The 14,295-nt window shown below is 76.0% G+C and carries 11 protein-coding genes; 7 read left to right on the forward strand and 4 right to left on the reverse strand.

What is annotated here, in order from left to right; genetic code table 11:
• From ACIQKA_RS23545 to ACIQKA_RS23555, 3 genes are read left to right on the forward strand one after another with little or no spacing between them, the layout of a single operon-like run.
• Complete coding sequence (locus ACIQKA_RS23545) at window positions 1-2,109, forward strand: putative cobaltochelatase (RefSeq protein WP_402542313.1); 2,109 nt, start codon at window positions 1-3, stop codon at window positions 2,107-2,109.
• Window positions 2,109-2,717 carry a cob(I)yrinic acid a,c-diamide adenosyltransferase gene (gene cobO, locus ACIQKA_RS23550; RefSeq protein WP_383148913.1) on the forward strand — a complete coding sequence of 203 codons (609 nt, stop codon included), beginning with the start codon at window positions 2,109-2,111 and terminating at the stop codon, window positions 2,715-2,717. The genes ACIQKA_RS23545 and cobO overlap by 1 nt, the downstream gene beginning before the upstream one ends.
• Entirely contained in the window at window positions 2,711-4,228 is a 1,518-nt protein-coding gene (locus ACIQKA_RS23555; protein WP_402542315.1) for a cobyrinate a,c-diamide synthase, read from the forward strand. Before cobO ends, ACIQKA_RS23555 begins: the two co-directional genes overlap by 7 nt.
• Before the next feature lie 2 nt (window positions 4,229-4,230).
• Here ACIQKA_RS23555 and ACIQKA_RS23560 read toward each other — a convergent pair whose 3' ends face one another.
• The gene (locus tag ACIQKA_RS23560) at window positions 4,231-4,959 is read right to left on the reverse strand and encodes a ZIP family metal transporter (protein WP_383148917.1); all 729 of its coding nucleotides are present in this window, start codon (window positions 4,957-4,959) and stop codon (window positions 4,231-4,233) included.
• A gap of 6 nt (window positions 4,960-4,965) precedes the next feature.
• On the opposite strand from ACIQKA_RS23560, the gene cobC reads away from it, so the two are divergent.
• Window positions 4,966-6,714, forward strand: a complete 1,749-nt coding sequence (gene cobC / locus ACIQKA_RS23565) for an Rv2231c family pyridoxal phosphate-dependent protein CobC (RefSeq protein ID WP_402542317.1) — start codon at window positions 4,966-4,968, stop codon at window positions 6,712-6,714.
• Between the two features lie 137 nt (window positions 6,715-6,851).
• Here the strand turns inward: cobC and ACIQKA_RS23570 are convergent, their stop codons facing one another.
• Both ACIQKA_RS23570 and ACIQKA_RS23575 read right to left on the reverse strand, forming a co-directional pair.
• Window positions 6,852-7,820 (reverse strand): SCO1860 family LAETG-anchored protein, encoded by a 969-nt coding sequence (locus ACIQKA_RS23570; RefSeq protein ID WP_402542319.1) that lies wholly within the window; start codon window positions 7,818-7,820, stop codon window positions 6,852-6,854.
• Between the two features lie 319 nt (window positions 7,821-8,139).
• Window positions 8,140-8,859 (reverse strand): siderophore-interacting protein, encoded by a 720-nt coding sequence (locus ACIQKA_RS23575; RefSeq protein WP_383148923.1) that lies wholly within the window; start codon window positions 8,857-8,859, stop codon window positions 8,140-8,142.
• Between the two features lie 60 nt (window positions 8,860-8,919).
• On the opposite strand from ACIQKA_RS23575, the gene ACIQKA_RS23580 reads away from it, so the two are divergent.
• Both ACIQKA_RS23580 and ACIQKA_RS23585 read left to right on the forward strand, forming a co-directional pair.
• Window positions 8,920-11,238: a penicillin acylase family protein gene (locus ACIQKA_RS23580; protein WP_391096731.1), complete on the forward strand. Its 2,319-nt coding sequence runs from the start codon at window positions 8,920-8,922 to the stop codon at window positions 11,236-11,238.
• Window positions 11,235-11,795 carry a GNAT family N-acetyltransferase gene (locus ACIQKA_RS23585; RefSeq protein WP_383441572.1) on the forward strand — a complete coding sequence of 187 codons (561 nt, stop codon included), beginning with the start codon at window positions 11,235-11,237 and terminating at the stop codon, window positions 11,793-11,795. Before ACIQKA_RS23580 ends, ACIQKA_RS23585 begins: the two co-directional genes overlap by 4 nt.
• Window positions 11,796-11,964: 169 nt before the next feature.
• On the opposite strand, the gene ACIQKA_RS23590 is transcribed toward ACIQKA_RS23585, so the two are convergent.
• Window positions 11,965-13,050 (reverse strand): amidohydrolase family protein, encoded by a 1,086-nt coding sequence (locus ACIQKA_RS23590; protein WP_386368183.1) that lies wholly within the window; start codon window positions 13,048-13,050, stop codon window positions 11,965-11,967.
• Between the two features lie 134 nt (window positions 13,051-13,184).
• Here ACIQKA_RS23590 and ACIQKA_RS23595 point away from each other — a divergent pair, with 134 nt between their 5' ends.
• Entirely contained in the window at window positions 13,185-14,285 is a 1,101-nt protein-coding gene (locus ACIQKA_RS23595; RefSeq protein ID WP_383149214.1) for a pyridoxal-phosphate-dependent aminotransferase family protein, read from the forward strand.
• Window positions 14,286-14,295: the final 10 nt, after the last annotated feature.

Below are 14,295 nucleotides of genomic sequence, written 5' to 3' on the forward strand. Positions count from 1 at the left end.
ATGAGCACCCGGTACCCGTTCACCGCCGTCGTCGGCATGGACGACCTGCGGCTCGCGCTGCTCCTGAACGCCGTCAGCCCGGCCGTGGGCGGTGTGCTCGTCCGGGGCGAGAAGGGCACCGCCAAGTCCACCGCCGTGCGCGCGCTCGCCGAGCTGCTGCCGGCCGTGCCGGTGGTCGCGGGCTGCCGGTTCAGCTGCGACCCGGCCTCGCCCGACCCGGGCTGCCCGGACGGGCCGCACGAGGCGGGTCCGGGGGCCGAGCGGCCCGCGCGGATGGTCGAACTGCCCGTCGGCGCCTCCGAGGACCGGCTCGTCGGCTCGCTCGACATCGAGAAGGCGCTCGCGGAGGGCGTGAAGGCCTTCGAGCCGGGCCTGCTCGCCGACGCCCACCGGGGCATCCTCTACGTCGACGAGGTCAACCTCCTGAGCGACCATCTGATCGACCACCTCCTCGACGCCGCCGCCATGGGCTCCTCCTACGTGGAGCGCGAGGGCGTCTCCGTGCGGCACGCCGCGCGGTTCCTGCTCGTCGGGACCATGAACCCCGAGGAGGGCGAGCTGCGGCCGCAGCTCCTCGACCGGTTCGGGCTCACCGTGGAGGTCGCCGCCTCCCGCGAGCCCGAGCAGCGGGTGGAGGTCGTGCGGCGGCGGCTCGCCTTCGAGGACGACCCGGCCGCGTTCGCCGCGCGCTGGACCGGCGAGGAGAGCGCGCTGCGCGGACGGATCGCCGCCGCGCGCGCCCTCCTTCCGCAGGTGGTCCTCGGGGACGCCGTGCTGCTCCAGATCGCCGCGACCTGCGCCGCGTTCGAGGTGGACGGCATGCGGGCCGACATCGTCATGGCCCGCACCGCCACCGCGCTCGCCGCCTGGGCCGGACGGACCGGGGTGACCTCCGAGGACGTGCGGCAGGCCGCGCTCCTGGCCCTCCCCCACCGCCGCCGGCGCTCGCCCTTCGACGCGCCCGGACTCGACGAGGACAAGCTCGACGAGACCCTGGAGCGGTTCAAGGGCGAGGAGCCGGAGTCCGGCCCGGACGAGGACCCCGACCCGGAGCCGGACGGCCCGGGCGACGGCGGTCCGGGGGACGGAGGGCCGGGCGACGGCGGGGCCGGTCCGGACGGCGGCGGGATCCCGCCGCAGGGCGACGGGCCCGCGCCCGAGGACGTACCGGCGCCGGAGGAAGCGCCCGAGCCCGAGCCGGCTCCCGCTCCACGGAAGGCCGGGGCCGGTTCCGGCGAGCGGGCCGCCGTCAAGGCCGCCGAGCCCTTCCGTACGAAGGTGCTCAGCGTGCCCGGTCTCGGCGAGGGCGCGGCCGGGCGCCGCTCCCGGGCCCGCACCGAGCACGGCCGTACGACCGGCTCCACCCGGCCCCGGGGCACGCTGACCAAGCTGCACCTGGCGGCGACCGTGCAGGCCGCCGCCCCGCACCAGAGGGCGCGCGGGCGGACCGGACCGGGGCTCGTGGTCCGGCGCGACGACCTGCGGCAGGCGACCCGGGAGGGCCGCGAGGGCAACCTCGTGCTCTTCGCGGTCGACGCCTCGGGCTCGATGGCCGCCCGGCAGCGGATGAGCGCGGTCAAGGGCGCGGTGCTCTCGCTGCTCCTCGACGCCTACCAGCGGCGCGACAAGGTCGGCCTGGTCACCTTCCGGGGCCGGGACGCCGAGGTGGCGCTGCCGCCGACCTCGTCCGTGGACGCGGCCGCCGCACGGCTCGAACAGCTTCCGACGGGCGGGCGCACGCCCCTGTCGGCCGGGCTGCTCAAGGCCCACGACGTGCTGCGGGTCGAGCGGCTGCGGGACCCCTCGCGCCGCCCCCTGCTCGTCGTCGTGACGGACGGGCGGGCGACCGGGGGGCGGGCGGCCGGCGACCCGGTGGCGCTCGCCGCCCGCGCGGCGCGGCTGCACGCCGCCGAGGGCACGGCGTCGGTCGTCGTGGACTGCGAGACGGGGCCGGTGCGGCTCGGCCTGGCCGGGCAGCTCGCGCGCGAACTCGGGGGCACGGCGGTGACGCTGGACGAGCTGCGCGCCGACTCGATCGCCGGGCTCGTCAGGGACGTACAGGCAGGACAGACCGGACACGCAGCACAGACAGCCAGGAGGGCCGCTTAATGCCGCAGGGACAGCCGACCGTCGTTCCCGACGACGGTCTGACCACCCGTCAGCGCCGCAACCGCGCGCTGGTGATGGTGCACACGGGCGTCGGCAAGGGGAAGTCGACCGCCGCCTTCGGCATGGCGCTGCGCGCCTGGAACCAGGGCTGGCCGATCGGGGTGTTCCAGTTCGTGAAGTCCGCCAAGTGGAAGGTCGGCGAGGAGAACGCCCTCAAGGCGCTCGGCGAGACCGGCAAGGGCGGCACGGTCACCTGGAACAAGATGGGCGAGGGCTGGTCCTGGATCCAGCGCGAGGTCGCCGAGGGCGAGCAGTCGCACGAGGACAAGGCCCGCGAGGGCTGGGAGCAGGTCAAGCGGGACCTCGCGGAGGAGAGGTACAAGTTCTACGTCCTCGACGAGTTCGCCTACCTGCTCCACTGGGGCTGGATCGACGTGAACGAGGTCGTGGAGGTGCTGCGCGACCGTCCCGGTCAGCAGCACGTCGTCATCACCGGCCGCAACGCGCCCCCGGAGCTGGTGGACTTCGCGGACCTCGTCACCGACATGTCCAAGGTCAAGCACCCGATGGACGCCGGTCAGAAGGGCCAGCGGGGCATCGAGTGGTAGCACGTCTCGTCATCGCCGCGCCCTCCTCGGGCGCGGGCAAGACCACGGTCGCGACCGGCCTGATGGCCGCGTTCGCGGGCCGCGGCCTGGCCGTCTCCCCGCACAAGGTCGGCCCCGACTACATCGACCCCGGCTACCACGCGCTCGCGACGGGCCGCCCGGGGCGCAACCTCGACGCGTACATGTGCGGCACGGGCCTGGTGGCGCCGCTCTTCCTGCACGGGTCGCGCGGCTGCGACCTGGCCGTGGTCGAGGGGGTCATGGGGCTGTACGACGGCGCCGCCGACCAGGGCGAGCTGGCGTCCACCGCGCAGGTGTCGAAGCTCCTGAAGGCGCCCGTGGTGCTGGTCGTGGACGCGTCGTCGCAGTCGCGTTCGGTGGCGGCGCTCGTGCACGGGTTCGCGTCCTGGGACCCGGAGGTGCGGATCGGGGGCGTGATCCTCAACAAGGTCGCGACCGACCGGCACGAGCACCTGCTGCGGGAGGCGCTCGGGGAGTCCGGGGTGCCGGTCCTCGGGGTGCTGCGGCGGGCGCCCGCCGTGGCGACGCCGTCGCGGCACCTGGGGCTCGTGCCGGTGGCCGAGCGGCAGGCCGCCGCCGTGGAGGCGGTGGCGGCGCAGGCCGAACAGGTCCTGGCCGGATGCGACATGGAGGCGCTGCTCGCGCTCGCGCGGTCGGCTCCGGAGCTGTCCGCGGAGGCGTGGTCGCCGGCGGTCGTGGGGCGCGCGGTCGCGGGCCGGCCCCGGATCGCGGTGGCCGGCGGGGCCGCGTTCACCTTCTCGTACGCCGAGCACACCGAGCTGCTGACCGCCGCCGGGGCGGAGGTCGTCACCTTCGACCCGCTGCGGGACGAGGCCCTGCCCGAGGGGACCTCCGGGCTCGTGATCGGCGGCGGCTTCCCCGAGATGTACGGGGGCGAGCTGTCCGCCAACGAGCCGCTGCGGAAGGCCGTGGCGGACCTCGCCGCCTCGGGCGCGCCGGTCGCGGCCGAGTGCGCCGGGCTGCTCTACCTGGCGCGGTCGCTCGACGGCACGCCCATGTGCGGGGTGCTCGACGCCGACGCGCGCATGTCGGAGCGGCTGACGCTGGGGTACCGGGACGCGGTGGCCGTCGGCGACAGCGTCCTCGCGCCGGCCGGGGCGCGGATGCGGGGGCACGAGTTCCACCGCACCGTGATCGAGCCGGGCGCCGGGGAGCGGGCCGCGTGGGGGCTGCGGCAGCCGGAGCGGCGCGTGGAGGGCTTCGTGCGGGGAGGGGTGCACGCCAGTTACGTGCACACGCACTGGGCGGGCGCGCCCGAGGCGGCGGCGCGGTTCGCGGCGGCCGCCGCCGACTGGAGCGCGGGCGGCCGGGCGGCGGACGGTTCCGTCGCGGGCGGTCCGGTCTCGGGCGGTCCCGTTTCGAGCGGTTCCGTCGCGGGCGGTCCGGTCTCGGGCAGTCCGGTTTCGAGCGGTTCCGTCGCGGGCGGTCCGGTCTCGGGCGGTCCGGTCTCGGGCGGTCCTGTTTCGTGAGGTCAGCCGCCGGAGGCTCCCACCACGAGCCAGATGAAGCCGACGCCCGCCACCGTGCACAGCAGGGTGGAGCGGGCGGGGTGGTCGTGGTGGGCCTCGGGCAGGATCTCGGCGGCGGCGAGGTAGAGCAGGGCGCCCCCGAAGAAGCCGAGATAACCGCCGAGAAGTTCCTCCGGAAGGGTGAACAGCAGAGTGGAGGCGGCGCCGAGGACCGGGGCGACGGCGTCCGCGACGAGCATCGCGAGGGCCTTGCGGCGCGCGTTCCCGTAGAGGCTCGTGATCGTGTACGTGTTGAAGCCGTCGGCGAAGTCGTGGGTGATGACGGCGAGGGCGACGGTGGCGCCCATGCCGCCGCCTACCTGGAAGGCGGCGCCGAGGGCGATGCCGTCCATGAGGCTGTGGCCGACCATCGCGGCGGCGGCCGTCATGCCGACCTGGGGGACCCGCTCGCCGGCCGCGACGCCGTGCGCGGCCCGGCGCACGGCGAGCAGGCGCTCGACGGCGTGGGCGAGGAGGAAGCCGCCGACGAAGAGCAGCAGGGCCTCCGGGACGCCGAAGACCTCGTGCCCGGCGGCCTCCAGGGCCTCGGGCAGGAGGTCGAGTCCGACGACGCCGAGCATGAGCCCGCCGGCGAGTCCGAGGACGAGGTGACGCCGGTCGGTGACGCGTCCGGCGACCCATCCTCCGAAGAGCGTCATGAGGAACGCGCCGAGCGCGACGACCACAGCCATGGGGCTTTGCTATCGGATGGGAAGGCGTCCGCGCACCTCGGTGTGGGCGCCCGGTCGGGCGTCCCGGCGGACGAGGTGCTGGCCCTCGTGGACGCGGTCCTGCGGGAGGCGGGGCTGCCGCGCGCGGCCGTCCGGACCCTCGCCACGCTCGGCGCGCGGGCGGCGGAGCCGGGGATCGCGGGGGCCGCGGCGCTCCTCGGCGTGCCGGTGCGGGGGTTCGCCGCCGAGGAGTTGGCGGCCGTCTCCGTGCCGCACCCGTCGGCCCTGCCCCTGGCCGCGACGGGCACGGCCTCGGTGGCGGAGGCGGCGGCGCTGCTGGCGGCGGACGGGGGTGCGGGGACGCCGGGCGGTACGGGGACGGACGGGGGCGCGGGAGCGGGGGCCGGTACGGGGACGGACGGGGACGCGGAGGCAGGTACGGGAGCGGACGGGGACGCGGGAGAGAGGGTCGGCACGGCCGCGGGCGCGGACGTGACCGTGGCCGACGGGGCGGCGGAGCCCGTGGCGCGGGCGCGGGCCGTGCTGCTCGTGCCGAAGCGCAGAACCCGGCGCGTAACGTGCGCTCTCGCCGCTTCCGTCCCGGTTCGATCGCACGAAGACGCCCCGGCCGTACGGTTGTTGCCCCCGTCACACGGGTACATCGCTGGCGAGCCTGGCTCACCCCCCACCATCCCCACCCCCCACACGACGGCGGCCATGGACATGCACACGCATACCGACGCCCACGACCTTCGCCACCACGGTGACGCCGAGGTCAGGGACGAGAAACTCATCGACCTCGCGGTCAACGTCCGGACGGACACGCCTCCGGACTGGCTGCGCAGACGCATCGCCGACTCCCTGACCGGTCTCGCCGCCTACCCCGACGGCCGGGTCGCGCGGGCCGCGGTCGCCGAGCGGCACGACCTGCCCGCCGACCGGGTGCTGCTCACGGCCGGTGCGGCGGAGGCCTTCGTGCTGCTCGCGCGGGCGCTGCCGGCGCGGCGGCCGGTGGTGGTGCACCCGCAGTTCACCGAGCCGGAGGCGGCGCTGCGCGACGCCGGGCACGAGGTGGACCGGGTGCTGCTGCGCGAGGAGGACGGCTTCCGGCTGGATCCGGCGGCGGTCCCGGAGGACGCGGACCTGGTGGTGATCGGGAACCCCACCAACCCGACCTCCGTGCTGCACCCGGCCGCCTCGGTCGCCGCGCTGGCCCGCCCCGGGCGGACCCTGGTGGTGGACGAGGCCTTCATGGACGCGGTGCCGGGCGAGCGGGAGTCGCTGGCCGGGCGGACGGACGTGCCGGGGCTCGTGGTGCTGCGGAGCCTCACCAAGACCTGGGGACTGGCGGGGCTGCGGATCGGGTACGTGCTCGCCGCGCCCGAAACGATCGCGGAGCTCGAACGGGCGCAGCCGCTGTGGCCGGTGTCGACGCCCGCCCTGGTGGCGGCGGAGGCCTGCATGGCGCGGGCGGCGCTCGCGGAGGCCGAGCACGCGGCGTACCGGATCGGGACGGAGCGGGCGCACCTGCTGGCCGGTCTGGCGGAGTTCGACGAGGTGCGGACGGTGCCGGCGGCCGAGGGCCCCTTCGTGCTCGTCCGGATCGACGGGGCGGACGCGGTGCGGGAGCGGCTGCGGTCGCTGGGCTTCGCGGCCCGCCGGGGCGACACGTTCCCGGGACTCGACCGGAACTGGCTGCGGCTCGCGGTCCGGGACCGGGCGACGACGAACCGCTTCCTCCAGGCGCTCGACCAGGCGCTGTTGATGGGCGGCTGAGGGGCGGCCGAGGAGGCCTCCGCCGTCCGTGCCCGGGAACGGGCCGGGGCCCGGGGAGGGCGATGTGGTCACCGCCGCCCTCCCCGGGCCCCGCCGTCCTGCTTCCCCCGCGCCCCCCGACGCTCCCCCTCGGGCCGTCAGCCGCGCGAGCGGGCGCGCGAACGGGTCAGCGCGAGCGCGCCGCCGCCCGCCACGACGAGGGCGAGCGCCCCGGCCGCGATGTACGGGGTGGTGGAGCCGCCGCCGGTCTCGGCGAGGTTCTGGGTGGGGGTGCTGCCGCCGTTGTTGGTGCTGATGCCGCCGTCGTCGCCGGGCTCGGCGGAGGGCCGGGGCCGCTCGGAGGGCCGCTCGGTGGGCTTCGCCGTCGGCTTCTCGGTGGGCTTCGTGCCCCTGGGCGTCTCGCAGGTCGCCTCGGCGAGGGTCACCGTGCCGTCGACCTTCGCGACGCCCAGGTCCAGCGGGTTGACCTTCACCCTGAGTTCGAGGGCGGTCGCCGCGGCGGTGCGGGAGGTCGTGGTGGTGCGGGAGAGGTCCAGGACGACCTCGCCGACCTTCGGCACGCCGACCCGGGTCCGGCCGCCCGCGGAGAGGGTGGTCCTCTTGCCGAGGACGGTCACGTGGCCGAGGACGTCGGACTCGGCGACCGGCCGCTCGCCCACCGCGCACAGCGCCTTGGAGGTGACCTTCTCGACCTCGATCAGGGAGAGCAGCGGGAGGCCGGGGACGTGCACGCGCGCCTTGACGAGGTTCACGTGCCCCTCGGCCCTCTCCTCGTCCACCGTGGCCTCGGAGGTGGCGACGTCGGCCTTGAGGATGTCGACCGGCTCGCCGTCCTCGGCCCCCCGCACCTTCACGGAGAGCGTGGTCTCTTTCTCGCTCTCCGGCGCCTCGACCTCGTTGAGGGAGGCGCGGACCGGCACGTTCACGGTCTTGCCGAGGAGGGAGACGTCGAGGCCGGTCCGCAGGACGACGGCGGTGGCGCGTCCTTCGCCGCCCGTGGCGTGCGCCGCGGGGGCCGCGAGGAGCACGGGGCCGACGGCCAGGGCGGCGACGGTCGCGGCGGCCGCGGAACGGCGTACGGGCATGCGGAAGGTATTGCTGTTCAAGGTGGTGGAACCCCCACAGGAGACATGGCGTCGCCGGCCGCTCGCCACGGGGACGGTGGCTCGGCGCGGTCCCGGCGACTTGGGACACCGGAATCTTTACGCACGGAGAGTGAACCGGCGGTCACCTGGCGCCAGTTCACCCCAAAGGGGGGTTTCCGCGTTCATTTTCGATTCTTCCCGCCACAACCGTTCCCGCTCGCCCCGCGTGTCTCGCACGCGAGGACGACCGCGGGCGCGGGCGGGAACGGCGAGCGGGGGGCGAGCAGGGGTGTGAACGACCGGTTCCGCCTCCGGGTAACGGATCGTCAACCCGGCGCGCTCAGCTGTCGCGCCAGTACCCGAGGGCGTGGACGCGCTCCTTGGGCAGCGCGAGCTCCTTGCGCGCGTACCCGCCGAGGGTGCGGGTGGTGGAGGTGTCGCAGGCGATCCAGACGTACGAGGAGGAGTCGGCGAGCGCGGGCAGCTCGGCCTTCACGCGGGCGACGAGTCCGGCGCCGCCCTCCTCGCGCGGCACCCGGCGCAGGTCGTGCCGCTCGGCGTCGACGCGGAACGGCAGGCCCTCGTCGGAGGCGTGCCGGGTCTCGAACCAGACGGTGGCCGGGAGCTCCGGGAAGGCGTCGAGCAGCGAGTTGATCGCGGGCAGGGAGGCCGCGTCGCCGACCACGAGGAGCCGGCCCGGCAGCGGGTCGGGGGCCTCGAAGCCGGTCCCCTGGAGGGTGGCCTCCACGGTGTCGCCCGGGGCGCAGTCCTGGGCCCAGCGGCTCGCGACGCCCTCGTGGAGGGCGAACTCCAGGCTGAAGGTGCCGGCCTCCGCGTCCGGGTCGACGAGGGTGTAGGCGCGCTGGTGCGGCTTGCCGCCGTTGTCGAACCAGACGCGGACCCACATCGTCGGGTGGACGCCGGCGGCGGCGAGGAGGCCGCCGTCCGTGAAGTGCACCCGCCGGTAGTCCTCGGTGACCTGCTCGGCGCCCGTCACGGTGAACGTGAAGTCCTTGCCGCGCATCAGCTTGAGAACGGCGCCCTGCCAGCCGTGACCCACCGTGATCCCCTCCCCTTTGATTACTGTAGATTTATTTAGGTCAGCCTAACCTAAGATTTTATGGAAAAGCAGGGACGGGAGAGTTTCTCCGTGAGCATCGAGGTCTACCGGGACGCCTGGGGCGTCCCGCATCTGCGGGCCGGGGACCCGGACGAACTCGCCTTCGCCCAGGGGCGGGTCACCGCCCGTGACCGCGCCTGGCAGCTGGAGGTGGAGCGGCACCGGGCCGGGGGGACCACGGCCGCGTTCCTCGGCGCCGCCGAACTCGGCTGGGACGTCTTCGCCCGGCGGGTCCGGCTCGCGGACACCGCCCGCCTCTGCTTCGCCCGCCTGGAGCGCACGGACGCACCGACGGCCGCGTGGGTGTCCGCGTACGCGGACGGGGTCAACGACGGTCTGGCGGAGGGCGCGCGGCGCGCGCCCGAGTTCGCGGAGACCGGTCTCGCGCCCGGCCGCTGGGAGCCGTGGACGCCGCTCGCCGTCTGGCTCTCGACCCACGTCCTCTTCGCGGGCTTCCCCACCAAGCTGTGGCGGGAGGAGGTGGCGCGGCGGCTCGGCGAGGAGTGGACGGAGCTGTTCGCGACGGACGGGCCCGGCACCGCGGGCTCCAACGGCTGGGTCGTCGCGGGCGAGCGGACCGCGAGCGGGGCGGCCCTGGTGGCCGGCGACCCGCACCGGTTCATCGAGGCGCCGGGCGTCTACCAGCAGATCCGGCTCGCCTGCCCCGCGTACGACGTGGTGGGCCTCGCCGTGCCGGGCGTCCCCGGCCTCGCGCACTTCGGCCACACCGGGCCGGTGGCCTGGGCGATCACCAACGCGATGGCGGACTACCAGGACGTGTACCGGGAGCGGCTGCGGCGGCGGCCCGACGGAGGCGTGGAGGCCCTCGGCCCCGAGGGCTGGCGCCCGGCGACGGCCCACACCGAGACGATCGGGGTCGCGGGCGGGGAGCCGGTCGTGATCGAGGTGATCGAGACGGACCGGGGGCCGGTGATCGTCGGCCTGGACGAGGAACCGGAGGCCGGAGGGCCGGAAGGCGGCCGGACCGGCGGAGCCCCGGAGACCGGGACCGCCGGCGGCCCGCGGGCCGGGGCCCCCGTGGACGACGCCCCCGCGGACGCCCGGACGGCGGGCGACAGTCCGGCGGCGGGCGCGCCGGCGGACGGTCCGGCGGACGGGGTCCTGGAGGAGGGTCCGGTCGGCGGCGCCCCCGAGGGCGTCCGGCCCGGCGGGGACGGCGGCTGGGAGGTCCTCGCCCTGCGCCACCCGCCCCGGGTCACCGGGCGGCTCGGTTTCGAGGCGCTGCCCGCGCTGCTGCGCGCCCGGACCGTCGCGGACGTGGACGCGGCGCTCGACGGCTGGGTCGAGCCGGTGAACGTGGTCCAGGCGGCCGACACCCGGGGCGGGCTGCTGCACCGGGTCGCCGGCCACGTCCCCGTACGGGACCGGGCCAACTCCCTGCGCACCGTGCCCGCCTGGGATCCGGCGCACGTCTGGGCGGACGCGCCCGCCCCGCTGCCCCGCGCCGAGGTCCGGGGCCACGCCGTGATGGCCAACGCCCGGGGCCTGGCCGCGCCGCTGGGCGTCGAGTTCGCCCCGCCGCACCGGGCGGACCGGATCGACGCGCTGCTCGGCGCCTCGGCCGACTGGACCCCGGAGACCACCACCGCCGTCCACCGGGACACCGACAACCCCTCGGCCGCCCCGCTCCTCGCGGCGGCCGGCCGCGCCGGAGAGGGCCTCTCCCCCGCCGCCTCGGCCGTGCGGGAGCGGCTGCTCGCCTGGGACCGGCGGATGGACGCGGAGAGCACCGGCGCCGGTCTGTACGCGGCCGTCCGGGGGGCGGTCGTCCGCCGCCTCGCCGGGCACGAGGCCTTCGCGGCGCTGCGCGAACCCGCCCCGTACCCCGAGGTGTTCCGGCCCTGGCTGGCCCTCGGGCCGCGGGTGGCCTTCGCCCTGGAGACCCTGCTCACGGCCGGGCCGGTGCCCGCCGGGGACGTCGACCGGATCGTGCGCGAGGCCCTGGAGGAGGTCGCGGCCGGGGAGCCGCCGGCCGCCTGGGGCACCACCCACCGGCTCGCGCCCTGGCAGGCGCTGCCCGACCCCGACGACGCGCGGTGGCCGGGGCTCGCCGGGGACCACGACTGCGTGCTCTCCACGTCCAGCGTGCCCGGCTGGACCGACCGCAGCGCGCGCGCCTCCGCCGCCCGCTGCGTCTGGGACCTGGCCGACCGCGAACGCAGCGGGTGGGTCGTCCCGTTCGGCGCGTCCGGCGTGCCCGGCGACCCCCACCACCAGGACCAGCTTCCCCTGTGGCTGCGGGGCGAGCTCGCCCCCGTCACCACCGACTGGCAGTACCTCACCGAGGAGCAGGAATGACCACCGCCGTTCACGTCCAGACCGTCGAGGGCTTCGGCACCGTCACCGTCAGGCCCGTCGACCCGGACCGGGACGCCCCGCTCCTGCACGGCTGGGTCAACGCGGAGCGGGCCCGCTTCTGGGGCATGACCGGGACCACCGTCGAGCAGGTCCGGGACGTCTACGCGCACCTGGACTCGCTCACCACCCACCACGGCTTCCTGGTCAGCAGGGACGACGAGCCCGTCGCCCTGCTCCAGACGTACGACCCCGGGGCCGACCGGGTGAGCGAGTGCTACGAGGTGCTGCCCGGGGACATCGGCGTGCACTTCCTCATCGCGCCGAACGCGTCCCCGGAGCCGGGCTTCACCGGCAAGGTCGTCACCGCGCTGATCGCGTTCACGCTGAAGGACCACACGCGGGTCGTGGTCGAGCCCGACGCCGACAACGAGAAGGCCGTCGCCCGCATGGTGCGGATCGGTTTCGAGCTGGGCCCGGAGGTCGTGCTGCCGGAGGTGAACCTGCCGGAGGTCTTCCTCCCGGAGAAGCGGGCCCGGCTGGCGTTCCTGACCCGCTGACCTCACTGACCCCACTGACCCAGCTGACCCCGCTGACCTCGGGGCCGCCGACCGGCCCGCCCGCCGTTCCCAGGGCCGGTCGGGCGGTCGGGCGGTCAGCGGGGTCAGGGGGGTCAGGGGGTCAGGGGGTCGGCCGGTCAGGCGGTCGGGCGGCCGGGCGGCCGGGCGGTCAGCCCACGATCCGCCCGTCGACGACGATCCGCCGCGGCGCCGCCAGGACGCGGACGTCCGCGCGCGGGTCCTCGCCGTAGACGACGAGGTCGGCGGGGGCGCCCTCCTCCAGGGCGGGGCGGCCCAGCCAGGCCCTGGCCCCCCAGGCGGTGGCCGAGAGGGCCTCGACCGGCGGGATGCCGGCCCGGGTCAGCTCCTCGACCTCCTCCGCGACCAGGCCGTGGGCGAGGGAGCCGCCCGCGTCGGTGCCGACGAAGACCGGGACGCCCGCGTCGTGGGCGGCGCGGACCGTGTCGTACCGCCGCTCGTGCAGCCGTCGCATGTGGGCCGACCAACGGGGGAACTTCTCCTGGCCGCCGTCCGCGAGGTGCGGGAAGGTCGCGATGTTCACCAGGGTCGGGACGATGGCGACGCCCCGCTCGGCGAAGAGCGGGATGGTGTCCTCGGTGAGCCCGGTGGCGTGCTCGACGCAGTCGATGCCGGCCTCGACGAGGTCGCGGAGCGAGTCCTCGGCGAAGCAGTGGGCGGTGACCCGGGCGCCGAGCCGGTGGGCCTCCGCGATGGCCGCCTCCACCTCGGCGCGCGGCCAGCACGCGGTGAGGTCGCCGACCTCGCGGTCGATCCAGTCGCCGACGAGCTTGACCCAGCCGTCGCCCCGGCGGGCCTCCCGGCCGACGTACGCGACGAGGTCGGCGGGCTCGATCTCGTGGGCGTAGTTGCGGATGTAGCGGCGGGTGCGGGCGATGTGCCGCCCCGCGCGGATGATCTTCGGCAGGTCCTCGCGGTCGTCGATCCAGCGCGTGTCGGAGGGCGAGCCGGCGTCCCGGATCAGCAGGGTCCCGGCGTCCCGGTCCGTGAGGGCCTGCTTCTCCGCGGTCTCCGCGTCGACGGGCCCGTGCCGGTCGAGGCCGACGTGGCAGTGGGCGTCGACGAGTCCGGGCAGGACCCAGCCCTCGACGGTCACCGCCTCGGCGGCGGGCCGGTCGAAGGTGATCCGCCCGCCGACGCACCACAGTTCGTCCCGGACGTCCTCGGGGCCGACCAGCACCCGCCCCTTCACGTGCAGCACCGCGCGATCGCTCATGACCGCACTGTACGAGGACGGGCCCGGCCGCCGTCGGCCCGGGGCGGCCGGGGCCGCTGGGTACCCTGATCCGGAGCTCCCTCCGTACCGCCGGAATCCGGCCGGACCGAACCGAAGAAGGCACCACCGTGACCGTGACGCACCCGCTCCTGGACCTGGCCCCGCTGACCGCCGCGCACTTCGCGTCGATCGAGCGGCGGGTGGCCGCGCTGCTCTCCACGGAGCAGGACGTGGTGATCACCCAGGGCGAGGCGCTGCTGCCGCTCGAAGGGTGCATCCGGAGCGGGGCGCGGGCCGGTTCGACCGCGCTGAACGTCGTCACCGGCCCGTACGGGCAGACCTTCGGGAACTGGCTGCGGGACTGCGGCGCGACCGTGGTCGACCTGGAGGTGCCCTTCCACACGGCGGTGACGGCGGAGCAGGTGGAGCGGGCGCTCGCCGAGCACCCGGAGATCGACTTCGTGTCCCTGGTGCACGCGGAGGCGGCCACCGGCAACACCAACCCGGTCGCGGAGATCGGCGAGGTCGTGCGGGCCCACGGCGCGCTGTTCTACCTGGACGCGGTGGCGTCGATCGGCGCGGAGCCGGTGCTGCCGGACGCCTGGGGCGTGGACATGTGCATCATCGGCGCGCAGAAGGCGATGGGCGGTCCGGCGGGCGTGTCCGCGGTGTCGGTGAGCGCGCGGGCCTGGGAGCGGTTCGCCGCCAACCCGGCCGCGCCGCGCCGCTCGTACCTCTCGCTCCTGGACTGGAAGGAGCGCTGGATCGACGGGGGCCGGAAGGCGCTGCTGCACGCGCCCGCGCAGCTGGAGATGCTGGCCCTGGAGGCCTGTGTGGAGCGGATCGAGGCGGAGGGCCTGGACGCGCTGATGGCGCGGCACGCCTCTGCGGCGGCGGCGACCCGCGCGGGCGCGCTCGCGCTCGGCGGCGGTCTGGAGCCGTACGTGTACGAGGCGGGGGACGCGGCCCCGGTGGCGACGACGCTGCGCGCGCCGGAGGGCGTGAACGCCGCCGGGCTGGTGGCGAAGGCGCTCGCGGCCGATCCGTCGCTGCCGCTGATCGCGGGCGGCGGGGCGCTGTCCGGGGAGATGATCCGGGTCAACCACTACGGGGTGGACGCGACTCCGGGCGCCGTGCAGTCCTCGCTCGCCGCGCTGGGCGCGGCGCTCGGCGAGACGGGCCGCGCGGTGGACCTGGAGGGCGCGCGCCGTGCGGTGACGGCGGCCTGGAAGTAGCCCGTACGGG

It is taken from the genome of Streptomyces sp. NPDC092045 (assembly GCF_044756005.1).
Taxonomy (GTDB): Bacteria; Actinomycetota; Actinomycetes; order Streptomycetales; family Streptomycetaceae; genus Streptomyces.

Coding starts and splice junctions, on each gene's coding strand:
- ACIQKA_RS23590 (WP_386368183.1), bottom strand. CDS start 13,050: ATGAGCGATCGCGCGGTGCTGCACGTGAAGGGGCGGGTGCTGGTCGGC.
- ACIQKA_RS23585 (WP_383441572.1), top strand. CDS start 11,235: ATGACCACCGCCGTTCACGTCCAGACCGTCGAGGGCTTCGGCACCGTC.
- ACIQKA_RS23560 (WP_383148917.1), bottom strand. CDS start 4,959: ATGGCTGTGGTCGTCGCGCTCGGCGCGTTCCTCATGACGCTCTTCGGA.
- ACIQKA_RS23545 (WP_402542313.1), top strand. CDS start 1: ATGAGCACCCGGTACCCGTTCACCGCCGTCGTCGGCATGGACGACCTG.
- ACIQKA_RS23580 (WP_391096731.1), top strand. CDS start 8,920: ATGGAAAAGCAGGGACGGGAGAGTTTCTCCGTGAGCATCGAGGTCTAC.
- cobO (WP_383148913.1), top strand. CDS start 2,109: ATGCCGCAGGGACAGCCGACCGTCGTTCCCGACGACGGTCTGACCACC.